This window comes from Streptomyces sp. NPDC023481, from assembly GCF_055560195.1.
Window position 1 is genome coordinate 1 of record NZ_JBVHJE010000025.1, and the last position, 24,195, is coordinate 24,195.

Here is a 24,195-nt window from a genome sequence, read left to right on the forward strand (position 1 = left end):
GGCTGCACACCTACAATCACCACCGCGGACACACCGCGCTGAAGGGCCAACCACCCGCCAGCCGCATCCCCAACCTCACAGGGCCATACAACTAGAGCGTGTTTCGAATGTTCTGGCGTCTGTTTCCGCTCCACTGTGAGGCGTTCTGTCCGCCATTACTGTCTTGGTGAAGCTGCGGTTGGGTGTCTGGGCGATGGTCCGCCTCCGGGCTTAGGACCTGCGCCCCATGCGCACGGTGCACCCGCTGGCTAAGGTCGGCGCCCATGCAAGCTATGGAGATCATTCGCCGCACCACGGCGGAGCGCAGGCGGGACACTCTGGAGCGGCTCAGCTCGGAGCGCGACATATGGGTGTCGACGGCCCACCCCGACCACGGCCCACATCAGGTGCCCCTGTGGTTTCTGTGGGACGGGCGGGCAGTGTGGATGTGTACCGGCGCGAACTCCGCGACCGCACGCAACGTGTATGAAGAACCACGCCTACGGCTGGCTCTGCCGGATGCCTTCGACGTGGTGATGCTGCAAGGGGAGGCGAAGTGCTATCCCACGCGGGAAGTGCCAAATGATGCCGCAGATGGGTTTGCGGGCAAGTTCGGCTGGGATCCACGTACGGAAGAGACCCCCTTCCTGTACCTGTGCGTGGCGCCGCAGACAGTGCGCGCCTGGCGCGGAGTACCGGAACTTCGCGGCAGGGTCGTGATGCGCAATGGGGCCTGGCTGGCGTAGCCAGGGTGGCGTCGTTCATGGGTTCTGTCCGGTTTGGCGATGGAGGAACCTGGGGCCACAACAGCGACGGCGAGCCGACCGCGTGGGACTCATCGCGCCTGCCGCGCGGTAAGGCCGGCGGAGTCGAGGACGGCAGCCGGTCTTGCCGAGGACCGTCGGGGGCAACGCTGCGAAGCTGAGCCAGCTCACCACCGGATCAGCACGGTGGATCGCTGACCGCCCTGTCCTGATCGTCACAAAAGGTCGCCGAACAGGTCGACAACGTCTTCCGGTGAAGACTGCGCATACGCCTGCGTGTCGAAACCATCAAGGATGGCGACCTTCGCGTCCGACGCCGCGTGCCGAAACTCGGACGCCTCTTTGTATGCCGGCGAGTCGAACCACGCGCGCGCGGCGTCGGCATTGGCGAATTCCATGATCACGGTTGTCGTGCCGTACCACTTTCCTTCGAGCACTTCGGGAGTGCCAGCGGCTAGCAGTCTGATGTCGCCTGTGATCGTAGCCCGTGCTGCTTTCATATACTTCCGCATTCCGTCGCTGTCTTTGACGTCCAGCGTGAATATCATGTAGCCCTTGTTCATCGCACGCCTTTCCAGCGGTCCGGCCTCAGTCACAGGTTGATTACCGAGGTCAGACCGCCGTCGACCAGGATGTCCGTGGCTGTCACGAATACGGACAGGTCGCTCGCGAGGTAGAGAACCGCGTTGGCGATGTCCCCCGGAGCGCCCACCATGCGCAGCGGGGTGCGCTCGGCAATGTGATCGCGATGTTCGGCGTCACCCAGGTGGTCCTGCGTCATCCCCGTCAGGGTCATCCCGGGGCTCACCGAGTTAACCCGGATGCCCTGCGGGCCGAGTTCGCCCGCGAGCTGCCGGGTGAGGGCCAGGATTGCACCCTTCGTGGATGTGTAGGCCGGAAACGCGAGGCCGCCGTGCCCCATCATCGAGGAGATCTGGATCACGCTGCCGGGGCGCCTCATGCGGGGGACGGCGGACTTGAGCACGTTGAAGCATCCAGTCAGGTTCACCGCCAGGACGCGATCCCAGTCCTGCCTACTGGTCGTCGCGAGCGAGTCCGGCGCCATGATGCCGGCCGAGTTGACCACAACGTCGAGGTTCTCACCCCCCAGGATGCCGTCGACCGCCGTGAAGTCCGAAACGTCAACGGTCGCGACGTCAAAAGCCACGTCCGCAACCTGGTGGGCAAGAGCCTTCGTTTCTGCCAGCCCCCCTTCGTGGATGTCGAGGGCGAGAACTGAGGCACCGGCCTTCGCGAGGACGACGGCAGTTGCTCGCCCGATGCCGGACCCCGCCCCGGTCACCGCGGCACGGCGGCCGCTGAGGCTGATGACGTCTACAAGAGAGGTGTGGACCATTGCGACACTCCCGCTTTTGCTGCGTGCGCCGCGGCCTCCTACGGGCCGGGATGCCTGACACCCCAACGTAACCACAAGGTCTTGTTTTAACAAGGCCTTGTGGTTACGTGAGTCCTTGCGGCGAGCGACGGGCTCCTCGGCGGACGCTATCCCTCAGGGCGGAGCAGAGCGCAGCTTTCCACAAGCAGTCGACGCAGCGTGTCGTAGTTCTTCCTGCCCAGCGTCGCGACGAGCCGCGCATCGACCGCTCGCTCACGCTCAAGAGCCACCTCGGCTATGGTTCGGCCCTCGATGGTGAGGTGCAGACCGACACCACGCCCCTGCCTCAGGCGGCGCTCGACCAGGCCGAGCTTCTCAAGACGGGCAACCACCTGACTGATGGCCTGCTGAGACCTGGGTGTGCGACGGGCGATCTCGGCTACGGTGATACCGGGTTCGGCATAGACAGTTACAAGCATTCCGCTGGAGGCCGTCGTGATCGGAAGATCGGCGAGCTCCGCTTCACCCAGAAGCTCGACGTACGCCGAAACCTCCCACAACAGATCGCTGAGCATCGCGTTGGCGGTTCCTGGGGTGGGTAGCGCAACGGCCGCCGTCTTATCCTCACGGGTCATGTTTAGACGGTACCTTCGCGAAGCCGTCCTCCCAGCCAGCCGCAGCACTCGGAGTCGAAACCCGGCGCCACGCGGCGCTCCGCCGCACGGGCGCTGTCGGCCGATGTCACTCGGCGGAGGAGGAATAGTACCGGTGGCATCGTTGGCGGTCCGCCGGAGCCAAACGAGTCCGGGCCGTCAAACAGCGCCGGGCCCGTCTCCTTTCCAGCCCCCGCTCACCCTACGTCACAGATCATCGGCTCTGATACACGTTCTGAACTTGTCCTACCGTTCTTATGCGGACCAACACCTGTCATCTGTCTGCTGTCCTCGGGCCTCCGTACCCTGGACAAAGGCTCCTTGCCGGCCTCCAACGCGTCCCTGCCCTTGCGGACCGTCGTCTCCCTGCCCTGGGCCGCCCGAGCGACCGTCTCCGGATACCCAGGGCTTCGTTTTCAGCCTGCCTGTCCGACTTGATAGCGGTTCACGTGATCGGCGTGGCCGTGGAGTTCATTGTGCGAGGCGGACACGGCCTCCGGTGATCGTGAGGTGTCGATTCCCTGATCACCGCAACGGAAGACCGTGCCTGCCCGCTCATCATCGCTCATCCCTGCCGGCCTGGGCCAACTCACCGACGCCTGCCCCGCTGGGCCCGTGGAACACCCGCATCTGCTGGACTGCCTCGTGACAGTGCCCGATCCGCGCCCGGCCAAGGGCCGCCGCCATCCCCTCTCCTTCGTCCTCGCGCTCACCGCATGCGCGGTGCTGGCCGGCGCGAAATCGCTGACGGCGATCGCTGAATGGGCAGCCGACGCACCGGCCGCCGTGCTCACTGCGCTCGGCGGACCGAATCGCGAACCCACCGGTCCTCTTGCCCCCGCCCGAGGCCACTGTGCGCCGAGTTCTGCAGCGCGTCGACGGCGACGCCCTCGATGCGGCAGTCGGCGCATGGCTCGCCGCCCGCGATTACGCCCCCTTGCCTGCCGACCAGGACGTGGCCAAGCGGCCCCGCCGCTCGCTGGCCGCGGACGGCAAGATAATCCACGGTGCCCGCCGCACCGATGGCACCCAGGTCCACCTGCTCGCCGCGATGACCGGCACCGGCCTGGTCACCGCCCAGCACGAGGTCGGCTCCAAGACCAACGAGATCACCGTCTTCAAGCCGATGCTCGCCGCGCTCGACCTGGCCGACACCGTGGTCACCTTCGACGCCCTGCACTCCCAGACAACCCACGCCCGCTTCCTAGTGGAGGAGAAGAAGGCCCACTACATCGCCGTGATCAAAGGGAACCAACCGCTGCTGCACCAGCAGAGGAAGCAACTGCCCTGGCGGGACGTTCCGTTGCTGGGCAAGACCCGCGCCACCGCACACGGCCGGGATGAGATCCGCCGCGTCAAGACCGCCACCGTCGTCCGCGGCCTCGCCTTCCCCTACTGCGCCCAGGCCGTGCAGATCGTACGCCGCCGCCGGACGGTCAGCACAGGCAAGGTCACCCTGGAACGCGTTTACGCGGTCACCGACCTCACTGCCGAGCAGGCCGACGCTCCCGAGATCGCAAACCGCGTGCGCGAACACTGGGGCATTGAGAACAAGATCCACCACGTGCGCGACACCACCTTCGCCGAGGACGCCTCGCGTGTACGGACCGGAACCGCACCCCGTGCCATGGCGACACTGCGCAACCTGGCCATCGGCGCCAGCCGCCTCACCAACTGCGACAACATCGCCGCCGGCCTGCGCAAGCACAGCCGAGACACCACACGGCCGTTGACTACCCTCGGAATCACGTGATCAGACCGGACAGAACCCCTGAACGACGCCACCCTGGCTGGCGTAGCACGGGCGCGGTGTGAATGCGCCGGTCACAGCCACTTGTTGAGGGCTGTGACGAGGGCGGTCGCCTCGTAGCGGACCGCGAGTTTTCGTATCGCGTCGCAACGGCACGGTTCCTCTTAAGATCTGTCCCGTAACTTCTGATTCACTCTGAGCAGGCGGCCGGTCTGGAAGCCGAACACCCGACACGGGCGAGCCGCGGACCGGGAACGATTTATGAATTCGATTTCGGTGACAAGATCGGAACACTTATTCCTGACGACGGCGGGCATCCGGCATCTGGCACTCGTGTGATCGTCAACGAAGATGGAACGCTTCGTTGGGCGCATCGCATCAATAGAATGTTCGAGTGGGTTGACATAAACTTCGACTCACGGTCCTCTCTTGAGCCTCGCGCGGGAGGGTAACTGAAGAATTCATCACGCAGAATTTTGGGGCAGGGTATGAAATATTTCAATAAGACGGGCTGGACCGCCTATTTCTCTGGCGTTGAAGGGGGGCAAATGGCTCGCATGCGTCCCGTTGAAGCGTGGGACCCGGTGACCGGTTCTGCCCTGATTGTCGATACAGAGTCGGGCGCTCTCAGGCCTGCAGCGTCCTACCGTGATTTCGTGCGCCTAGAACGGGCGGGCCGCGTGGTCGGTGTTCTCCCGGGGAATGGGTGGCGCGCAACATGGGACGATGAGGATGAGGGGCCTGTCACTCAGGACGTTCTAGGTTGGCTGATCACAGATGCCGGTGGTGCTATGCCTATCGTTGTCTCCGACGATGGTTTGGTGGAATTTGCAGAGACCGCAGACAGACTTACTCCGCCCGGCGAAGGTAGATAGTCGTGACCGTATTTATTTGTGCGAACTGTCGGCAGCCCCTTACGCGCTGACCACGGCGTACCGCAGAACCCTCGGTGTGGACACCGGGATCGTGCGGATCTTCAACACCTACGGCCCACGGATGCGGGAGGACGACGGGAGAGTCGTCAGCAACTTCATCACCCAGGCGCTGAGCGGCCGGCCGATCACCGTCTACGGCAGCGGCGAACAGACCCGGAGCTTCTGCTACGTCGACGACCTGCTGCGAGGGCTCACCGCCATGCTGGACTGCGACGAGCCCGGCCCGGTCAACCTGGGGAACCCCGCCGAGTACACCGTGGCCCAACTCGCCGGACTCGTGCGGCGGATGACCGGGGCCTCGGCGCCGGTCCACTACCGGGAGCTGCTGCAGGACGCCCCGCCGCGCCGCCGCCCGTCCGTCGAGCATGCCGCGCGGAGCCTCGGGTGGCGTCCGGTCGTCGACCTGGAGGAGGGGCTGCGCCACACGATCGACTGGTTCCGGACCCGGTCCGGGCGATCGGGCGGCGTGGGCCTCACGACCGCCGGGCGGCCCGCGCCCCCGATGCTCGGCGGGCAGCCCGTGGATCTCACACCGGCCGGATAGCCCGCGCTCGGCACACCGCCGAGGTGCCCGACGGCCTGCGCGGTCATGCGGTCGGGCGCCTCAGCGAAACGAGACTGGCAGTCGGCACGGGTGCGGCACCGGTTAAGGGCTGTCCCGTAACTGGGGCTTCGGACAGGTGTCAGGCGCTCGGGTTCCTCCACAGATGTCGCTCGTCCAGGGTCCCGAACCGCACCTCGCCGCGTGCAAGGTCGACGAGAATGGGCCAGCAGTCCAACAGCTGCTCTCTCGCATCACGCGAGGCGAGGTACTGCACCGAGTTGTAGGGCACGATCAGCAGCCCGTTGCTCGCACGAACGCGCTCTGCGTCGATAGCGAGAGGCGGCTCATCATCGCGCTGGCTGTCCGCGAGAAACGCCATGGCGAGTTGCAGAGCCTCATCCTGCCCCATGATCCGTCTCCAGTCCGTCGGCTCGAAGGAGGAACCCTAACCGGCCTGAGATGATCTTGGTGTGACTGGTGTGATCACGGCGTCGGAGCCTTCCTGGATAGCCCCCTTCACCGGGCTCAACCCACGGCAGTTCGGCAAGCTGGTGACAGTGCTGCGACGCGCAGGTGCGGACGCGGCCCGCAAGGGCCGGCCGTGGAGGCTCCGGCTGGAGGACCGGGCCCTGCTGGTCGCGGCGTACTGGCGGACGAACCTCACGATGCGGCAGATCGCGCCGCTGTTCAGGGTGTCGAAGTCGACGGCGGACCGCATCATCGATCACCTCGGACCGAAGTTCGCTCTCCAGCCCCGCAAGCGGTTTGCGAGGGACACTGTGCTCGTCGTGGACGGCACCCTGGTACCCACCCGCGACCACACGATCGCCGAGCGGTCGAAGAACTACAGGTACTCCACCAACCACCAGGTCGTCGTCGACGCCGACACCCGCCTGGTCGTCGTGGTCGGCCGGCCGCTGGCCGGGAACCGCAACGACTGCAAGGCGTGGGCGGAGTCCGGCGCCAAGACCGCGGTCGGCAAGACCCTCACGATCGCCGATGGCGGCTACCCGGGCACCGGACTCGTCATCCCGCACCGCCGCGAGCGTGGCCAGACTGAACTTCCGGCCTGGAAAGAGGAACACAACCGCTCCCACAAGCAGGTCCGGGCTCGTGTCGAGCACGTCTTCGCCCGGATGAAGACCTGGAAGATCCTGCGCGACTGCCGCCTCAAAGGAGACGGCGTCCACCACGCCATGCTCGGCATCGCACGGATGCACAACCTCGCCCTCGCCGGATAGGCCAACGCCGCACGGCGGCCCACCATGCGGAGACGACTCGGAGATCATTTACGGGACAGCCCTTAGGCGAAGCATGCGTGATCGGCGAGGACCTCCTCGATCACGCGCAGGTTGGCGGCGGCGAGGGCCTCGTCGGTGTCGAGGGACCCGGACATGACCAGCATCGCCTTCCACAGGGCCCAGCCGCGGGCCCGGGCCCACATGCCGTCGTCCTGGGCGACCGTCCGGCGGAACGCCTCCCGGCTTTCGCCGGAGAACATCGTCCACGCGATCACCAGGTCGCAGGCCGGGTCGCCGACCCCCGAGGTGCCGAAGTCGATGACGGCGGCCAGTCTGCCGTCCCTGACCAGCAGGTTGCCGCTCGCGATGTCTCCGTGGAACCACACGGGCGCGCCCCGCCACTCGGCGGCGAGGGCGGCCTCCCAGACCTCGGCGGCCCGTTCCGTGTCGATACGGCCCTTAAGGTCGGCGAGGCAGCGGCGGGTCTCGTCGTCGTAGTGGGCAGGCGACGCTCCCCGGTACCAGCTGTGCTCCCCGGCGAGGGGCCCGCCGGTGGCGTCGCAGCGCTGGAGGGCGAGCACGAAGTCCGCGACGGCGGTCGCGAACTCCGTCATGTCAGCGATGCGTTCCGGGGCGGACGTCTCGCCCTCCAGCCAGCCGCGCACGGACCACGGATGGGGGTATCCCTCGCCCGGGACGCCCTTGCCCAGCACGGTCGGAATGGCGACGGGCAGCGAGGGGGCCAGTCGGGGCAGCCACTCGCTCTCCTTGTCCACCGCGGGGACGTATCCGGCGGCGGTGGGCAACCGGACCGACATGTCGTCACCGAGGCGGTAGGTACGGTTGTCCCAGCCGTCAACCTCCACCGGCACCACGGGTAAGTCGGCCCACTGCGGGAACTGAGCGGCAATCAGTCGTTTGACCAGCGCGGCGTCGATACCGGCGCGGCGGTCGGGGGGTGCGTAGACCATGCGGTGATGATTGCCCGAGACGGCGGTGTTGCGCAATGGATTTGCCATTTCCGGTCCCGCAGTGCTCAACCGTCTGGCAATTAATTGCCTTCATATTGTCAATCGAGGCAATATTGTCGGGCGGGCGGGTGCGCGACGGCGACCGTGCCCGGGGCCACCGCAGTCCACCGAGTGAAGGGGTTCGCATGACCACCGCGAGGAAGTTCGGAGATCCGGCGCTCTTCGGCGAGGTGCGGGCCGACGACTACGACGACGAGACCAGCCTCGACACGACCCCCGCGGTCGACTTCCTGGCCGATCTCGCATCCGGCGGACGCGTCCTCGAACTGGCCGTCGGAACCGGCCGGGTGGCCCTGCCGCTGGCCGCCCGGGGCGTCCGGGTCGAAGGCGTCGAGGGCTCCGAGAAGATGGCCGCGCGGCTGCGCGGCAACCGGGCGGCGACGGCGTCCCCGATGACCGTCGGGGACATGGCCGATGTTGCCGTGAAAGGCCCCTTCAGCCTCGTCTACCTGGTCTACAACACGCTCTTCAACGTCCTGGAGGCCGAGCGTCAGCAGCATTGCTTCGACGACGTCGCCCGTGTCCTCGGCGAGGACGGCACCTTCGTGATCGAGGCGTACGTCCCCGACCCGTCCTTCTTCGACCGGGGCGGGCGGGCGCAGGCCCTCTCCGTGACGGAGGACTCCGCCACCATCGAGGTCTACCGCTTCGGCCCGGCCGCCCAGCGCTTCCACAGCCAGAAGATCACCTTCGGCGCCGACGGCGTCCACCTGCGCCCGCACGCCGAGCGGTACTGCTGGCCCGCCGAACTCGACGTGATGGCGGCCCGCGCCGGCCTGCGCCTCGAACGGCGCCTCGCGGACTGGTCCGGCCGGCCCTTCGGCCCCGACAGCACCGGGCACGTGTCGGTGTACCGGCTCGCCCGATGAGGCCCGGGACGCTCGCCCTGGTCACCGGGCCAACCGGGGTATCGGACTGGAGACCGCACGACAGCTGTCGCTGCGGGGCGCCGACGTCCTCCTCGGCAGCCGCACCCCGAACAAGGTTCCATCGGGCACGACCCGAGGACCTGCCGGCCGTCGTCGTCGAGCCGTTCCTCAACGTCGGCGGTGCCGTCGTCCTGCCGCCCGGCTTTCTGCGGGGGCTGCGCGCGCTGTGCGACGCCACCGGCACCCTGCTGGTCATCGACGAGGTCTTCACCGCGTACGGCCGCTGCGGAGCGATGTTCGCCACCCTCCGCGAGCAGGTCGTCCCCGACATCCTGGTCAGCAGCAAGGGACTCAGCGGTGGTTATGTGCCCATAGCGGCGGTCACCGTACGGCAGCACGTCCACGACACCTTCGACCGGGACCCCGTCATCGGCGGACTGCGCTACGGGCACACCACCTCCGGCCACGCGGTGGCCTGCGCGGCGGCGCTCGCCACCCTCGGCATCCTGGAGAAGGAACATCTGCCTGTGCGGGCCGAACGACTCGGCGCCGGCCTCCTCGGCCGGCTGGGCGGCGCTGGCCGGCGCTCCGGGCGTGGTGGACGTCCGCGGGCTCGGCTTCATCCTCGTCGTCGAGACCACCGCACCGAACCTCGCCACCCGGGTCCTGGCCCGCGCCCGGGAACACGGGCTGCTGCTGCGGCAGGTCGGCGCGGCCGTCATGGCGGTGCCGCTCCTGGTGATCGACGACGAGGGAGCGACGGCCGTCGTCGACGGGCTGACCGCGGCCGTGACCGAGGTCGCGGGCTGACCACGGGGGACACAAGGAGCGGAAGGGGAGAAGGGGGGAGGCCGGCCGGGCCTCCCCCCTCCTTGTGTCTCCTCACGTCCGGCGGGCGTCAGGCCACGCCGTCGCTGTACGCCGTCGTGTCGCCGCTGAGCACAGCGCTCGGCCGCCCGTCGACGCCCACCGGCACCGTTCCGGTCACGGTGCAGCGCTCGGCACGCCGGTCCTGGTCGCCGTAGTCGAATAGGGCGTAGTGCTGGGTGGCGCGGTTGTCCCAGATCGCCAGGTCGCCCACCCGCCAGTGCCAGCGCACGGTGTGCTCGGGCGTGGTGACGTACTCCTGCAGGAGGCGCAGCGCGTCCCCCGAGGCCTGTGGGGTGAGACCGACCGCCCGGCGTGCGAACCCGCCGAGTAGCAGGGCGCGTTCGCCGGTCTCAGGATGGACGTGCACCGCCGGGTGCTCGGTCTCGAACAGGGTGGAGATGTACTCGCGGCGCGCCGCCACCATGGCGTCGGTGTAGTCGGAGTCGTTGCTGTGCACGATCCGCAGCCGGTCCGCGAGCGCCCGCAGCGGTTCGGGCAGCGACTCGTACGCGGCCACGGTGTTGGCCCACATCGTGTCGCCCCCGAACGGCGGGGCGATCTTGTTGTGCAGGAAGGCGATCGCCGGCGGCCGGTCGACGAAGGTGAGGTCTGTGTGCCAGTGGTTGGCACGCGTCCCCTGCCGGGAGTCGATCTCCCTCTCCTCGGGCCTGTTCTGGGGCGCGCGGTAGATCGGGTGGCCCAGCGTCAGATCGCCGAACGCTCGGGCGAAGGCGGCCTGGCTCTCGTAGTCGAGCCGCTGGTCCCGCAGGAAAACGACCTTGTACCGCAGGAGGGCCCGGCGCAGTTCGGCGATCACGGCGGGGCCGGGTGTGGCGGCCGCGTCCACACCGTTGACCTCCGCGCCGATGCGTCCGGCGAGCGGGGTCACGGTCATGCGGGCCGGTTCCACAGGGGTGACGGTCACGATGGGTGCCCTTCTGTCGAGGCGGTCCGGGCCAGTTCGCACAGAAGCTCGGCCTGCGTGCCCAGCAGGCGGGCGGTCATCAGGCCTCGGACGGGGACGACGAGACCCAGTTCCCGGCCGGCCATGCGAGCCAGACGCGTGGCCAGGAGGAGTCCCCGCCGAGGTCGAATTAGTCGGCGTGCGCGCCGAGGTCGCCGTGCCCGAGCAGCTTCTCCCAGAGGCGGGTCAGGACCGCGGCAGGGTCCTGCTGGGGAACGGGCGCGCTCGGCGGCGTGGGGGCTTCGGCGGAGGCGGGTGCAGCGGACGTGGGTGCGGGGGCCTGAGCCGACGCGGCTTCGGGCAACGCCGTCCGCCTCCCCTTCCCGGCGAACCGTGACGTGTCCGTGGACGCTGCCGCCTCCGGGGCGATCCAGCTGGGGTCGGCGAACGGGTAGACCGGCAGATGGACTCGGCGCCGAGCGGGGGCGCAGAGGGCGCGGCTGGGCAGGGGCTGACCCAGGGTCCACAGGGTGCCGAGGGCGGTAGGACCTCCTCGGCGGGGCGGGCCGTACGGGACGGGGAGAGCGGGACGGACACCAGGCCCGCCGCCTCCGCCAGGGCTGACAGGACCCGGCCGGGCCCGGCCTCCACGACCAGGGCGTCGGGGAAACGCTCGGTGACCGACGCCATCGCGTCACCGAAACGCACGGTGCGGCGGGCCTGTTCGACGAACAGCTCCGGCCTGATGTCCGTGTCCGGGAGGATCAGGCGCCCGGTGACGTTCGTAGCGAAGGGCACGGCGAGCGCGCGGACGGTGACGGCGGCGAGTTCCTCGGCAAGCCGCGGCAGCGCCGGCTCGACGAGCGCGGTGTGGAAGGCGCGGGTGGCGGCGAGGCGGCGGACGAGGACGCGGCCGGCGAGGCGCGCCTCGAACTCCGCGACGGCCTCGGCCGGGCCGGCCACCACACAGCCGTCGGGCGAGTTCACGGCGGCCAGCTCCAGGCCGAGGCCCGAGACGGCGAGCAGGTCGCGGGCGAGGACCTCCTCGCAACCGAGGGCGAGCATGGCGCCCCAGCTGGACCGGGCGGCCTGCGGGCGGCCGTCGCCGAGGTGCACCGACGGCACGAGGCCCTGCGCGCCTCGTACGTGGCGGCCCCAGGCCGTCGGCCCTACTCGTGGACATCCCGCCCCCCGACCTCGAAGTGTTGCCCGAGGAGCCGTCCGTCGACGCCGTGCTGCGGGCGCTGCGCGCCGAACTCACCGACGCACTCGACCTGGAGACGGGAGAGGTGTGGCTACGGTCCTGGTACCGGTGGCCGCCTCGGGCTCCACGGTGTTCGGCTGCGTTGTGCACCTGCATGCGGAGCTGACCGCGGCATCCGGCGACATCGTCCCCCCCCCCCGGTACGCCAGTCCGGCGACCGCGCGGGCTTCATCGTCGTGGGGGAGTCGACCGCATCCGAGGCCCGCGCCCGCACGGCGGCCCTTGTCCGTTCCCTCCACTTCCGAACGGCCGCCCCACCGACCCGCTGACCCCGCCCACCTGACGGCCCATTGTAGAACCCGGCGGGTCGTCGCACTGTCCGGCGTGGCTGCCTGCCCGAGCAAGGCGGCAAGTCGCGGGAAGCCGTGAGCTCGGGGAGGGCCGTGCCGGGTGTCGCCTCGCCGGCCGGAACCCCGCGGCAGAATCCGAGAGCATGTGACAAGCCCCCGTCTGCCCTTCGGGCGGATGACGGGGGCTTGTTCACAGACTCGGGGCCCGGCCTTCGGCGTTGCCGCTGCGCGGCTCCCGATCCGGTGCGGCCCACGGCCTCGCTGCCGGGCCCGTTCAGGACCCGGAGCCCTGGCGGGAGCGGGTTGCGCCTTCCAGGGACACGGCCAGGATGCGCCAGATCTCGGCGGCCAGGTCGATGTTGGACTGCTGGCGGGCCTGCTCGCCCAGTTCTTTGAGGCGCTGGATTCCTTCCTCCTCGCGGTCTTCCAGGAGCATCAGCCGGGCGTCGAGGATGTGCAGCCGCACCTGGTCCCGGTAGGTGAGGTGCAGTTCGTCGCGGTGCAGCTGGTCGTGGAGGGTGCGCGCGTCGGCGTACCGGCCCTCCTCGAAGGCCAGGTGGGTCTGGAGGGTGAGCAGTTCCTGCCGCAGTACCGGCGTGCCGACCAGTGCGAGGGCGCTGGCCGCCTCCTCCAGACACTCGCGGCCGCGGTCGGTCCCCGGCGGCGTGCTCTGGAGATTGAGGGAGGCGGCGGCCAGCCGCAGCCGCGCCCACAACGTCAGGTCTACGTCGCTGTCCAGCTCCTTCATGGCCCGCTCGAGACAGCCGAGCGCGGCCTCGTGGTCCCCCTGCCGGAACCGTACGGTGGCGGCCGACCACAACGCCTGGGCGGACAGCGGATCGGACCGCCCTTCCACCATCTGGACCAGCTCGTCGACATGGGCCCGCGCGTCGGGCAGTCGGCCCGCCTCCGCCTCCACGGACACGAGGGTGATCAGCGCACTCCCGGTATCGGTCACGGACAGCCCGGCGTTCTTGGCGAGCTGGTAGGCGTTGATCGCGAGCCCGAGCGCCCGGCCCACCTCACCCGTCGCACGCAGCGAGCGAGCGAGCTGGAATCCGGCCCTGCACTGAAGTTCGGGCATGGCGAGTTCGTCGGCGACCCGCACCAGCTCCTCCAGGCACGCCTGCTCCTCGTCCCGCCGGCCGCGGCGCTGCCAGTATTGGGAGATCAGCCACAGCGCCTGCCAGCGCAGAAACGGGGCCTCCTCGCGGACCTGGCCCAGCACGGCGATGAGGTTCTCCATCCCCTCGTCACCGTCCGTGGACGTCGCGAGGGACAGGGCCTGGGCCAGGGAGCCGCCGCTCGGCGGCGTGTCGAAGGCGGACCGGTCGACCCCCAGCACCTGGGCGAGGTAGTTGACCACACGCTCCGTGGGCTGCCGCGCTCCCGACTCCAGGCGTGACAAGTACCCGGTGGAGATTTCCTGGCCCGCCAGTGCGGCCTGCGAGAGCCCGCGCTCCCTGCGCAGCTCCTTCAGGCGTCGTCCGAAGGTGGGCTGTTCCAGCATATGAATCTCACTATCAGGAATGTGCGGAGACGAGTGAGCGACTCAACCTCTCCGCAGGTCCGCCGCCGCTCTCGGCGAGCAGCCAAAGTATTGATTTACGGCGGAGTTTAGCGATGGGTAAACCGGGCCGGCAAGTGACTTGCCAACTATTTGCCAACATGCCGAAGGGCCTGGCAGCTGCTTGCTGGTACTAGGTATTTATTACCTAGTACTCCAGCTGTAGATCGTGATCTTCAATTCTGGGATGCGGCTTGTCGTCGGTAATGGCTGGCTTGTGATCGCGCCTGGTGGCGGCGTCGCCAGGCGGACCAGCGGAGTCGGTGGGCCGGTCCGTGATCGGGCCGGACGGCGACAGTGAGGAACAGGCGCTGGATCTCGTTGCAAGTCAGCGGGATCAGGTCGTCGGGTGTAGGTCGGTGTGCGTGTTCGTCGGCGCGGACGACGGCGAGGAGTGCGTGGGCGAGCATGGCGAGGGTGGCCCAGCGGGCCCAGGAGGGGTAACGGCGGACCTGGCGCTCATCCAGTCCGGCCAGTCCCTTCTCGCTCTGGAAGATTTCCTCCACCCCCCATCTGGAACCTGCGACCTTGACCAGGACGGCGAGGGATGCCGGTCTGGTGGAGTGGCAGCGGTAGTAGGCGAGTTCACCGGTGGTGCGGTTGGGGCGGACCAGTAGCTGGTGGTGGCCCGGGGCTGCCTCGGTGAGGTCGATGACGGCCCAGTCGTAGAACCGCTGTCCCTACGCGCCGCGCCCGGTCGAGAGCCTCTGCCAGGCCCGCATGGGGCACCTTCCGTGCCAGGGCCTCGGCGCGGAACTCGCCTGCGCTGGTGGGCACTTCGGCCGAGCAGGCCACCGCGAGGACGTAGCCGATGCCGCGGTGCTCCAAAGCCGTCCGCAGTTTTGGGTTGCCGCCGTAGACCTCGTCGCCGGTGACCCAGCCGACATGGTGTCCGGTGGCCAGGAACCGTTCGATCATCACCCGAGCCAGCTCCGGCTTGGTCGCGAAAACGGTGTCCTCGCCGTGCCCGACGGCCTGGCAGCGGTCCGGGGCGGACGTCCAGGAGCGCGCGGGACGTACAGTTCCCGGTCCACCGCCGCGTGCTCGCGCTGGCCGGCGTAGATATGAGGTGGACGGCGACCTGGGAGTTCTCGATCCGCCCTGCGGTGCCGGTGTATAGGCGTGGGACCCCGACGGTGTGGGTGCCCTTCTTCACGTCTCCGGTCTCGTCGACGGCCAGTACCGCGGCATCGTCGTGGAGGTGCTCGACGACGTGTTCGCGCACGTCGTCGCGGACGGCCTCGGCGTCCCAGGAGGCCCGGCACAGCAGGTGCTGCATGCCATGAGGGCTGGTCTCCCCGGCCCACTCGGCGGTCGTCCAGCAGTTCTTGCGCGGCAGGTCCGACAGCAGGCCCAGCACCAGCCGGCCAGCCCGTAGCCGGGGTTCTACCCGTGCGAACCGTGCCGCGATCCGGCTCATGGCCACCTCGAACGCCTCCCGCCAGTGGGCGGAATCCAATGCTGTGACCTGCGGCCACCGTCTCTTCGTCAGTCCACACAACTCACGATGATCAGCGGTGGGCCGCACCCGTCTCCACACCGGCCCGACCAGCAAGATCACATCGACGGCTGGAGCACTAGCCGCGGGGCGTCCAGGCCCGGGACGTCGGTGCGGCAAGATCGGCCAGGTGGTGCAATGAGTTGATGAGATGCTCAGGGCCGAACGGCGGGAACTGGATGCCGCGATCCCGGATGAACTGCGGCACCGCCGACCAGTCGTAGGTGAGCGTGACCTCAGTCTCGGACGGACCGAGCGGTGCCAAGTCGTAACGCCAGATCCAGCCGCCGAACTCCAGCTGACCGTCGGCCTTCTCCTGTCCCGTCAGCCAGGCGATGGCGCGCGGCGGGTCGAGCATCTGGACCTTGTTGACCACCCGGTAGTCACCGTTTGGATGGTTGGCGTGATACATGTCCATCCGGAAAAGCTGCCCTACCTCGGTCAGCGGCGCCCGGTCGGCAGGTTCCTGAACCCAGCCGGTGCCGTCAATCGCGGAATGGGTCGTCGGGTCCGCCAGCACCGCGAACACTCTGGCGGCGGGCACGGCGACGGTCAGGGTGGCGCTCACGTTCTCCTGGTCCATGGTACGCATGCTCCTTGTCGTCTCATCTCGGGCCTCCCGCAGGCGCGGAAGGGGGACGTTCCCCACTTGCAGACGACGCGGCAAGGTGGAACTCATCGGTCGTGTGGGCGAAACCTGCACCACAACGAGATCGCCCGCCCGCCACGGCCGCCCACTCCGCGCACGATGCCAGGCATCGGCTGCGCCGGTCATGCTGGCGCCGCCGCCAGCACTGATCCCGCACCTGCCACTACCAGCGGCAAACGACTCAGGGCCAGGGCACATAACGATCTACGGCTGGAGTACTAAGCGGGTGTTCAACAACCTCAGCTGCGGTCCAAAGGGTTGAAGAAGGGAAGGATCGAACTCGTTCGTGGCGAGCCCCGGAATATTCGCTGCGGCGACAGGTTGATCGGCTCCTATGATCATCGGATGACGGATCCTCTCTGCCCCGCGAAGCCCCGCCCTCTGGAGACCTGGTTGCGGTGCTGTCCCCCTCCTCCGGTCTGCCTGGTGTCCTGCCTCTGCCGTACGAGTTGGGGTTACGCAGGCTTCAGGAGGAATTCGGGTTGAAGACGGTGGAGTATCCGACGACTCGGAAGATGGGCTCGACGCCCGAAGAGCGGGCTGCGGACATTCACGCGGCCTTCGCGGACCCGGACATCAAGGCCGTGATCGCCAGCATCGGCGGCGATGACCAGATCACTGTCCTGCCGCACTTTGACCGCGGCCTTCTCCGCGCCAACCCCAAGCCCTTCTTCGGCTACAGCGACAACACCAACCTGCTGCTCTTCCTGCGCAACCTGGGCATTGTCGGTTCCCACGGCGCCACAGTGATGGTCGAGCTCGGACGCCCCGGCGCGATGCACCCGCTGACCGCTGATTCTCTCAGGGCGGCGTTGTTCACCTCTGGCGCGTACGAACTCACCGCGGCAAGCGCCTACGGGGACATCAGCCGGCCCTGGCAGGACCCGCGCACCTTCGAGTCGGAACCCGAGATGGAACCCGCTGACGCCTGGACCTGGCACAACAGCGACCGGGTAGTCGAAGGGATCAGCTGGGGCGGCAACCTGGAGATCATCTCCTGGCTGCTGATGGCCGACCGTGAGATACGGCCGGTCGACGCGTACGCCGGCAACCTGCTGTTCCTCGAGACGTCCGAAGAGATGCCACGAGCCGAAGAGGTCTACCGGATCCTTCGGAGCATGGGCGAACGCGGTCTCCTCCAGCATTTCCCCGCGCTACTGATGGGCAGGGCCAGGAGCTGGTCGTTCGACAACCAGCTCAGCACTGCAGAGAAGGCGGGCTTCCGCCGGCAACAGCGCGAGGCCGTCCTGCGCGCCCTCCAGCGGTACGCTCCCGACACCATGGTGGTGTTCGATGTCGACCTTGGCCACACCGATCCTCAACTCGTCATCCCGGTCGGAGGAAAGATCCGGGTAGACGGTCCGGCGCGTCGGATCACGGTCACCTACTGAGCCAGTTCTCCATGTCCATCGGCGTCAGCGCTGGGCACAGGCCGCTTCTTCTCCCATTCCTTACGGGGCCCACTGCGGGTGAGCCGTCTGGTCATGAGGGTGATGAGTGCCCAGGTCAGGTGGGCTTCGGAATGTTGTGGCAGACGCCGATGGCCTTTGTGGCGGGCCGCCGCTTGACTCCACCCAAACGAAACGGCGAGGTTAGATCGTCCCTCCGGCGACTCGGATGTGGCAGAACAGCCCAAGCCAGGCCAGCCAGGACGCGGCCAGAACGCAGCGCGTGCGCATTCCAACCGGTTCTCCCTTGCGAGAGAAGAGCCAGCCGATGAGAAGCGAGTTGGCGCCGAGAATGGTGATGACGATGTGACTGAGCGTGTACGGGTTGAGTTCCTTCACCGCATGTCCTTCGAGTTATCTACTGTGTTTCGACCCGAGCCCTTGGGGGCGGAGTGTTTGCGGGGAGAGGGCGGCGCCTGCGTTGAGAGGTCGTTTTCGCCCTTCCGCTTATATTTGACGTCCTGTACGCCAGATGCACGGACGAGCAGGATTCACCATCCTCCGCCACCGCATCGTCCTCGGATTACCGCCACCCTCCGCTACCACCGAATATGAGACAGGCCCGCTCACGATACAGACCCCCGCGCTGGCCGCACGGGCCGGGTGATGGCATCCGTGCGCGGGCCGACAGCCGGACGCAGGAAGAGGCCATTCCGGATGTCTAACAACAGCCGCTTCTCGTCCTGGTACTCGCGCACGTCGTAGTCGCACTCGAGAAGATCACGCTTCGGGCGTATCTACGACGACTGGGAAAGATAAAGGAGGTAAGCGCTTCATTATTTGTGCTCTTCATCGGTGAACCTGCATCTGCGTCTGCCCGACCGTGGGTGCCCCCTCTTCCGTGGGTGGCTTTCTCCTGGCAAGCTTCTTTCACTAGGGTTGGCCGAAGCAACGAGAAGGTTTCGTGAAAACGCTCGCAGGAACTCGAAAAATCACGTTCAGCCTCGCGGCAATTTCGATAGTCGCTGTTCTTCCCGGGTGCTCATCCGGGGGGAGTCAGGGGAGTGAAGATTGCGCCTGGGTACTCTCATACAATTCCCAGGAGTACCAGCGACCGTGGTCTCCCACCATCAGCGATCGTCCAGGTCTTCATCATGCCGGGAAATCGATCGGCGTCGGCACCCTCAAGGGGTGCAAGGACGGGACCAGCTCCACAAACCAGAAGACGCATGTCTACGAAATTGACGGAATTCCGACATCACAGGCGATCATGTCCGAGGACAGTACAATCGGAGTGGCTGATCCGAAACACATTCCTGCAGCGGTTCGAAAGCTGCTCGTCTACCCCTCGGAGAGCAGCTCCTCCTGAGCTCGAACGACCTCGTAGGCCTCCGTCCAGCGCGAACTGCAGCCGAGGGCCCGCCGGTATACGGAAAGATGAGGCCATGTGGTCACGACTGCCATTAGGGGAGAAGCTCAGGGCTGAGCTGGGTTCGCCCCGACGAGCCCGCAGGTTGGGCAGCAGCCCGCGATCACGCGTATGGCGAGCCGAGCTGTCGGGCACGCCCGTGGTGGTCAAGCAGCTCATCGACGGCCCAGAAGCAGCCGAGAGGTACGCGCGCGAGGTGGCTGCCCTGCAACTCGCGTCCAGGGCCGACCCGCCCGTGGTGCCGATGCTCCTCGGCACCAATCCAGACGAACGGGTGCTGGTCCTGGAGCACTTGGACCACCAGGAACCGCGCGAGGACTGGATGGTGGACTACGCGGTGGCGCTCGCCCGGCTCCACACCGCCACCGGCGCCAACGCCGACGACGCGGACAGTCTTCCGACCTGGTCGGGCCCGACCCCGGATGATGTCGACTCCTTCCTCAGGCTTGCCCAGACGCTCGGCGTGGTGGTGCCGGCCGGCGCTGGGCCCGAGATGGACGGCCTGGTGAACCGCCTGGGCCGAGCGGAGGGCCATGCCCTGCTGCACGGTGATCCGTGCCCCGGCAACGACATGCACACCAGCACCGGCGTGCGGTTCATCGACTTCGAACAGGCCGCGTTGGGCAACGGGCTCGTGGAACTTGCCTACCTGCGCATTGGCTTCCCTACCTGCTGGTGTGCCACCGCTCCCGACCCCGACACGCTGGACGCGGCAGAGACCGCCTACCGCACGGCATGGCGCAACGCGACCGGCACCGAAGTCCAAGGCGATCTCACGGACGCGTGTGCCGGCTGGCTGCTACGGGGTGACGCCTTGGTCCAGCGAGCCCAGCGAGGGACCGCCGACCACCTGGGCAGAATCCCGAACCACGACTGGAAGTGGGGCACCGCGACCGCCCGCCAGCGGCTGGTACACCGTCTCCGGATCGTCAGCCAGATGACCGCCGAGAGCACCGAGTTGAAGGATCTCGGGAGGCTCGCCACTGCCATGCGCAAGAGCATGCTCACCCGTTGGCCCGAGCTGCAACCGCTGCCCTCGCAACGGCCATAGAGGACCTTCCGCCCGGCAGCCCGTCAACAGCACGAAACCCTGAACCACAGGTCTTGGCAATCCCTCACCACAAGTACCAGGCCAGGCCTTCCAGACCGCGCCTGTCAGGGACACGGACCAGCAGGGCCCGGGACCCGCAAACTACCGGCCCGCCCCACCACAACACTGCCACATACACGCCCGCCCCCCACTGCGCCGAGAGAAGTCACGCGATGGCCGACGCTGTCGGGATCCAGTGCCCCGACCGCATCGGTGCGCCGGCTTCAAGCAGGTGGAAGCGGCCTGCGACGGTGCCGGCTGCCGGTCTCCCAGTCCGGTTGATCGGGTGCGTGTCAGAGGGCGTCGAGCCGGGGGTGGGTGCGTTCCTCCGTCTTCTGAACCAGGGCCGCCTGCGCGCTGTCCGGCTCGGACCAGGGCGGAGGACCAGCGAGAGTGCCGTCGGCGATGCCGGCCGGCCCGATGAAGTGGACGGCCTCCCTCCATCCGCCCGGGATCCGGTACCGAGGGTGCGCCTGTACGGCCGCCCTTTGCTCGCCATGCCGGCACGCTAATGCTGACTCACCGCCCACGCGGCGCGGCCGGCGTCACCGGGGACGTACGCCGGCTGACCCTCCGGATAAACGGATGGCCGGGGGCGAGCGTGACGCGGCAGGATGCTCCGCATGCCCTTGCCCACCCCCGAACTGCACACCGCCCGCCTGCGACTGCGGCCGTTCACCGACGCCGACGCGGCGCCGCTCTACGCGCTGCAGAGCAACGCCAACGTGCTGCGCTACTGGGACTCCCCGCCGTGGACCGAACCAGCCCGCGCCCAGCGATTCATCGCGACCTGCCGGACGATGGAGGAGGAGGGCACGGGAGCGCGGGTGGCCGTCGACCGCGTCCTGGACGGCGCGTTTATCGGCTGGTGCGGCCTGACCAGCTGGAACCCGGACTTCCGCAGCGCGTCCCTGGGCTACGTCTTCGACGCCGCCGCGTGGGGCCACGGCTACGCCACGGAGACCGCGAACGCCGTCCTGCGGTGGGCGTTCGACACCCTGGACCTGAACCGCGTCCAGGCCGAGACCGACACCCGTAACCTGGCGTCCGCCCGGGTCCTGCAGAAGCTCGGCTTCGTCCGCGAAGGCACCCTCCGCGAGAACTGCGTCGTCAACGGAGGCATCTCCGACTCCTGGGTCTTCGGCCTCCTCCGCCGCGAGTGGCATCCGACGGTCACGCAGACGGCCGGCCGCTAACACCGAGACCTGCCCGCCGTTCGGTCCGAGAAGGCGTCGCGGGTGCTCGCGGGTGGCGAAGGTGCTGTTCGAGGGGCTGGAGCTGGTCGAGGAGGAGGCGGATCTGGACGTGGCCGCGCTGTGGGCGGCGCTGGAGGAGGTCGCCCCGCGCGCCGCCGTGCTGACCGCGGCGGCCACGGTGGTCTCGCTGGTGCCCGAGGACGAGAACTCGGCCGCGATCGCCATACGGGCCGCGCTCGCGACCCGGTACACCACGCGGACCAACCTGACGTTGCGGCAACTGGCGCCACTGTTCGCGGTGTCGAAGTCCGCAGCCAGTCGCGTCGTTGGCCACCTCGGCCCAAAGCTCGCGCTCAAGCCGCGCAAGCGGTTCGCGAAGGGCGCAGTGCTGATCGTGGACGGCACCCTGGTACCCACCCGCGACCGAAGCATCGCCGAGCAGTCGTCGTTTCACTTGGTGAGTCGTCGGTATTTGATGAAACTGGTGGTTATGGCGGTGAAGGCCAGGAAGCGCTCGGGCTTGCGCTCGTAGCGTCGATGTCAGTCGATGGCAGCCGGAGAGCCGGGACTTGGTGTGCTCGACCACCCAGCGGTGCCGGCCCAGTCGCTGGGCGCGCTCCTTCCCGCGGCGGGCAATGCGGGGGTGATGCCGCGCGCTCGCAGCCATCAACGCTGGTGGTGGTAGTCGTAGCCCTTGTCTCCGTGCAGCTTGGCCGGGCGCCTTCGACGTGGTCCGCGGCGGCTGCGGACGGGTGGGATGGAGCGGACCAGCGGGTGCAGGGCCAAGCTGTCGTGGGTGTTGTTGGCGCCGGTGATTCCGACTGCGAGGGGGAGGCCGTTGCGGTCGACGATGAGGTGGATTTTCGATCCGCTCATGCCGCGATGGGTCGGATTCCGTCCCGTCAGGAGCCCACTTTGAGGGCCCGCACGCCGACGGACTCGATTGCGCAACGCGACCAGTCCAGCTCGCCGGCTGCCCCGAGCCCGTCGAGGATGACGCGGTGCAGGCGGCCCCAGACGCGAGCCTTGGACCACTGGGAGAAGCGGTGGTAGACGGTGGGCCAGGCCAACCCGAAGACCGGTGGCAGCTGCCGTCAGGAGCAGCCGGAGGTGGCGACGAAGATTATCGCTGCCAAGCACTCGCGATCCCCAGCTCGCCGTTGCCCACCGCCCTGCGGGCGTATGGCCACCTTCTCCGGCACCACCCGCCGAAACAGCTCCCATAACTCCTCAGGGGCCGTGGGCTCAGCAAGACTCGTCATGCTCAGCCCAACGACCCGCATCCCGATAGGAAACGACGTCTCAGGGATCTCGAAGCCATCGGGGCGCGGGGTGGTGAGGTCGCGTCCGGCATGGCGAAACATGCCTTCAATGCCGCTGGGCGTTGTGATCATCAAAAGGTCGGTCGGAGGTGATGCCCGACCGGACGTCACGGGTAGTAGCATCGCGGGACTACTTTCAGCTTGAAACCTTATGAGGACCACCGAAGAGGAGAAGTCGTGGCCGACCGTGGGAGCCGCGTCACCTTCCAGCACGGGCAGGAGTTCCTGGCCGCGATCTCCGAGCGCTGGAACTACCAGATCCTGCGGGAGGTGTTCTTCGGTGTGGGCCGCTTCGGTGAGCTCAAGCGGGCCCTGGGTATCTCGGCCAACATCCTCACCGCGCGGCTCAACAGCCTGACCGAGCTGGGACTGCTCACCAAGCGCGCCTACCGACCCGACAAGCCCTGGTACGAGTACGAGCTCACCGACAGCGCCCGCGAACTCGTCGTCCCGGCCATCGCGGCGGTCACGCGCTGGGCCGAGACCCATGCGACTGGCACGGACGTCACGCACCACCCGCTGATGCACACGACGTGCGGCAATCCGACCAATCCGTACCTCGCTTGCAGCAGTTGCCATCAGCCGGTCGAGGCCTCGACTCTGCGGCCGACGGCCGCCGAGGAGGGTGGTGCCGGTAGGCGGGGGGGATCGGCTCCCGCGGCGCCGGGCGACTGATCACCTCGCCCTGGAGAGGGTAGTAGCGTTTTGGAACTAGTAGCGTTACGCTACTAGTAATGGAACGTCTTCTGGTCGCGAGAGGACCGATCATGACCGTGAACTGGCTCGAAGGAGTTACCGAGAAGCTGATCCCCACCTCACTGGGCCTGATCAACGTGCGCGTCGGCGGCCGTTCCGACGGTCCCGCCATGGTGTGCTGGCCGAGCCTGATGATGGACGGCACCATGTGGCAGTACCAGTACGAGCACTTCGCTCCGACCCACCGCGTCGTGCTCATCGACAGCCCCGGGCACGGCAGGTCCGACGCGCTGCGCAAGATCATCGACCTCGAGGACTGCTCCGACGCACTCGTCGACATCCTCGACGCGCTCGACATCGACAAGTGTGTGCTGGTGGGCAACAGTTGGGGCGGCATGCTCGCCGGCGTCTTCCCGGCCTACCACCCGGAGCGGACCACGGCGGCGATCGGCATCAACTGCACCGCCTCACTGCCCACGACGGTCGAGAGCATCTGGGCCACCGCGCTGTCCACGTTCCTCTCGCTTCACTCGAAGATGCCGCCGCTGGCCGCCAAGGCCGCCCGCGCCGCCTTCGCCGGTCCTACCGCCGAGGCCACCAACCCGGAGTTCACGGAGTTCACCAAGTTCGTGCTGCGGGACGACCCGAAGTCGGTGGCGTGGGCGCTGCGCAGCATCCTCATAGGCCGCAAGGACGAGCACCGCCGGCTGAGCACCATCAGGAACGTGCCCGTCCTGATTATCGCCGGTGAGGAGGACAGCCAGTTCCCGGTGCACGTGGTGCGGAAGATGGCGGACGCCATCGAGGGCAGTACCTTCCGTGTACTCCAGCACACCGCGCACCTCGCCGCCCGAGAGAACCCCGAAGGCGTCAACGCCGAGATCGAGGCCTTCCTCGCCACCCTGCCCGCCGCGGTCTGATAAGGAGACC

The 24,195-nt window shown here is 67.9% G+C and carries 20 protein-coding genes and 6 pseudogenes; 14 read left to right on the forward strand and 12 right to left on the reverse strand.

The window, feature by feature from the left end; all coding sequences use genetic code 11:
- Positions 1-263: 263 nt before the first annotated feature.
- Complete coding sequence (locus tag ACZ3ZD_RS34570) at positions 264-725, forward strand: pyridoxamine 5'-phosphate oxidase family protein (protein ID WP_467406552.1); 462 nt, start codon at positions 264-266, stop codon at positions 723-725.
- A 233-nt stretch (positions 726-958) separates the two neighbouring features.
- On the opposite strand, the gene ACZ3ZD_RS34575 is transcribed toward ACZ3ZD_RS34570, so the two are convergent.
- The 3 genes from ACZ3ZD_RS34575 to ACZ3ZD_RS34585 form a co-directional block, all read right to left on the reverse strand.
- Positions 959-1,306, reverse strand: a complete 348-nt coding sequence (locus tag ACZ3ZD_RS34575) for a DUF1330 domain-containing protein (RefSeq protein WP_467406555.1) — start codon at positions 1,304-1,306, stop codon at positions 959-961.
- Between the two features lie 29 nt (positions 1,307-1,335).
- Positions 1,336-2,100: an SDR family NAD(P)-dependent oxidoreductase gene (locus tag ACZ3ZD_RS34580; protein WP_467406559.1), complete on the reverse strand. Its 765-nt coding sequence runs from the start codon at positions 2,098-2,100 to the stop codon at positions 1,336-1,338.
- A gap of 146 nt (positions 2,101-2,246) precedes the next feature.
- On the reverse strand, positions 2,247-2,714 hold the full coding sequence (locus ACZ3ZD_RS34585; protein WP_467406561.1) for a MarR family winged helix-turn-helix transcriptional regulator: 468 nt from the start codon (positions 2,712-2,714) through the stop codon (positions 2,247-2,249).
- A 669-nt stretch (positions 2,715-3,383) separates the two neighbouring features.
- Here ACZ3ZD_RS34585 and ACZ3ZD_RS34590 point away from each other — a divergent pair.
- From ACZ3ZD_RS34590 to ACZ3ZD_RS34600, 3 genes and pseudogenes are all read left to right on the forward strand, one after another.
- Positions 3,384-3,485: pseudogene (locus ACZ3ZD_RS34590) on the forward strand (transposase family protein); the annotation flags it as partial.
- Positions 3,486-3,564: 79 nt separating this feature from the next.
- The gene (locus ACZ3ZD_RS34595; protein WP_467406564.1) at positions 3,565-4,485 is read left to right on the forward strand and encodes an ISAs1 family transposase; all 921 of its coding nucleotides are present in this window, start codon (positions 3,565-3,567) and stop codon (positions 4,483-4,485) included.
- Between the two features lie 888 nt (positions 4,486-5,373).
- Complete coding sequence (locus tag ACZ3ZD_RS34600; RefSeq protein ID WP_467406568.1) at positions 5,374-5,961, forward strand: NAD-dependent epimerase/dehydratase family protein; 588 nt, start codon at positions 5,374-5,376, stop codon at positions 5,959-5,961.
- A gap of 139 nt (positions 5,962-6,100) precedes the next feature.
- Here ACZ3ZD_RS34600 and ACZ3ZD_RS34605 read toward each other — a convergent pair whose 3' ends face one another.
- On the reverse strand, positions 6,101-6,370 hold the full coding sequence (locus ACZ3ZD_RS34605; RefSeq protein WP_467406570.1) for a YrhB domain-containing protein: 270 nt from the start codon (positions 6,368-6,370) through the stop codon (positions 6,101-6,103).
- A gap of 61 nt (positions 6,371-6,431) precedes the next feature.
- Here ACZ3ZD_RS34605 and ACZ3ZD_RS34610 point away from each other — a divergent pair, with 61 nt between their 5' ends.
- A complete protein-coding gene (locus ACZ3ZD_RS34610; protein WP_467406574.1) occupies positions 6,432-7,202 on the forward strand; it encodes a transposase in 771 nt (256 codons plus the stop codon).
- A 62-nt stretch (positions 7,203-7,264) separates the two neighbouring features.
- Here the strand turns inward: ACZ3ZD_RS34610 and ACZ3ZD_RS34615 are convergent, their stop codons facing one another.
- The gene (locus ACZ3ZD_RS34615) at positions 7,265-8,173 is read right to left on the reverse strand and encodes an aminoglycoside phosphotransferase family protein (RefSeq protein WP_467406578.1); all 909 of its coding nucleotides are present in this window, start codon (positions 8,171-8,173) and stop codon (positions 7,265-7,267) included.
- 185 nt (positions 8,174-8,358) lie between these two features.
- Here ACZ3ZD_RS34615 and ACZ3ZD_RS34620 point away from each other — a divergent pair, with 185 nt between their 5' ends.
- The 3 genes and pseudogenes from ACZ3ZD_RS34620 (at position 8,359) to ACZ3ZD_RS34630 (ending at position 9,912) form a co-directional block, all read left to right on the forward strand.
- Positions 8,359-9,102, forward strand: a complete 744-nt coding sequence (locus tag ACZ3ZD_RS34620; RefSeq protein WP_467406581.1) for a class I SAM-dependent methyltransferase — start codon at positions 8,359-8,361, stop codon at positions 9,100-9,102.
- Positions 9,099-9,659 (forward strand): annotated as a pseudogene (locus ACZ3ZD_RS34625) (aminotransferase class III-fold pyridoxal phosphate-dependent enzyme); the annotation flags it as partial. The gene ACZ3ZD_RS34620 and the pseudogene ACZ3ZD_RS34625, both read left to right, overlap by 4 nt.
- Before the next feature lie 37 nt (positions 9,660-9,696).
- A complete protein-coding gene (locus tag ACZ3ZD_RS34630; protein WP_467406583.1) occupies positions 9,697-9,912 on the forward strand; it encodes an aminotransferase class III-fold pyridoxal phosphate-dependent enzyme in 216 nt (71 codons plus the stop codon).
- Between the two features lie 88 nt (positions 9,913-10,000).
- Here the strand turns inward: ACZ3ZD_RS34630 and ACZ3ZD_RS34635 are convergent, their stop codons facing one another.
- The 5 genes and pseudogenes from ACZ3ZD_RS34635 to ACZ3ZD_RS34655 all read right to left on the reverse strand — a co-directional run bounded on the left by ACZ3ZD_RS34635 (position 10,001) and on the right by ACZ3ZD_RS34655 (position 16,078).
- Positions 10,001-10,897, reverse strand: a complete 897-nt coding sequence (locus ACZ3ZD_RS34635; RefSeq protein ID WP_467406586.1) for a TauD/TfdA dioxygenase family protein — start codon at positions 10,895-10,897, stop codon at positions 10,001-10,003.
- 225 nt (positions 10,898-11,122) lie between these two features.
- Positions 11,123-12,001 carry an acyltransferase domain-containing protein gene (locus ACZ3ZD_RS34640; protein WP_467406590.1) on the reverse strand — a complete coding sequence of 293 codons (879 nt, stop codon included), beginning with the start codon at positions 11,999-12,001 and terminating at the stop codon, positions 11,123-11,125.
- A gap of 703 nt (positions 12,002-12,704) precedes the next feature.
- Positions 12,705-13,940, reverse strand: coding sequence for a helix-turn-helix domain-containing protein (locus ACZ3ZD_RS34645; protein ID WP_467406594.1), 1,236 nt, complete (start codon positions 13,938-13,940; stop codon positions 12,705-12,707).
- Positions 13,941-14,173: 233 nt separating this feature from the next.
- Positions 14,174-15,417 (reverse strand): annotated as a pseudogene (locus ACZ3ZD_RS34650) (IS701 family transposase).
- A 157-nt stretch (positions 15,418-15,574) separates the two neighbouring features.
- Entirely contained in the window at positions 15,575-16,078 is a 504-nt protein-coding gene (locus tag ACZ3ZD_RS34655; RefSeq protein ID WP_467406598.1) for an SRPBCC family protein, read from the reverse strand.
- A 411-nt stretch (positions 16,079-16,489) separates the two neighbouring features.
- On the opposite strand from ACZ3ZD_RS34655, the pseudogene ACZ3ZD_RS34660 reads away from it, so the two are divergent.
- A pseudogene (locus ACZ3ZD_RS34660) lies at positions 16,490-17,535 on the forward strand (S66 family peptidase).
- 201 nt (positions 17,536-17,736) lie between these two features.
- Here ACZ3ZD_RS34660 and ACZ3ZD_RS34665 read toward each other — a convergent pair.
- The gene (locus ACZ3ZD_RS34665) at positions 17,737-17,931 is read right to left on the reverse strand and encodes a hypothetical protein (RefSeq protein WP_467406602.1); all 195 of its coding nucleotides are present in this window, start codon (positions 17,929-17,931) and stop codon (positions 17,737-17,739) included.
- 1,046 nt (positions 17,932-18,977) lie between these two features.
- Between ACZ3ZD_RS34665 and ACZ3ZD_RS34670 the strand changes: the two genes are divergently transcribed.
- The 3 genes and pseudogenes from ACZ3ZD_RS34670 to ACZ3ZD_RS34680 form a co-directional block, all read left to right on the forward strand.
- Entirely contained in the window at positions 18,978-20,012 is a 1,035-nt protein-coding gene (locus tag ACZ3ZD_RS34670; protein ID WP_467406605.1) for a phosphotransferase, read from the forward strand.
- A gap of 662 nt (positions 20,013-20,674) precedes the next feature.
- Positions 20,675-21,247 carry a GNAT family N-acetyltransferase gene (locus ACZ3ZD_RS34675; protein WP_467406609.1) on the forward strand — a complete coding sequence of 191 codons (573 nt, stop codon included), beginning with the start codon at positions 20,675-20,677 and terminating at the stop codon, positions 21,245-21,247.
- 226 nt (positions 21,248-21,473) lie between these two features.
- Positions 21,474-21,693: pseudogene (locus ACZ3ZD_RS34680) on the forward strand (transposase family protein); the annotation flags it as partial.
- Between the two features lie 4 nt (positions 21,694-21,697).
- On the opposite strand, the pseudogene ACZ3ZD_RS34685 reads toward ACZ3ZD_RS34680, so the two are convergent.
- A pseudogene (locus tag ACZ3ZD_RS34685) lies at positions 21,698-22,509 on the reverse strand (IS5 family transposase).
- A gap of 237 nt (positions 22,510-22,746) precedes the next feature.
- Here ACZ3ZD_RS34685 and ACZ3ZD_RS34690 point away from each other — a divergent pair.
- Both ACZ3ZD_RS34690 and ACZ3ZD_RS34695 read left to right on the forward strand, forming a co-directional pair.
- Positions 22,747-23,244 carry a winged helix-turn-helix transcriptional regulator gene (locus ACZ3ZD_RS34690; protein ID WP_467406612.1) on the forward strand — a complete coding sequence of 166 codons (498 nt, stop codon included), beginning with the start codon at positions 22,747-22,749 and terminating at the stop codon, positions 23,242-23,244.
- Positions 23,245-23,336: 92 nt separating this feature from the next.
- On the forward strand, positions 23,337-24,185 hold the full coding sequence (locus ACZ3ZD_RS34695) for an alpha/beta fold hydrolase (RefSeq protein ID WP_467406614.1): 849 nt from the start codon (positions 23,337-23,339) through the stop codon (positions 24,183-24,185).
- Positions 24,186-24,195 lie beyond the last annotated feature (10 nt).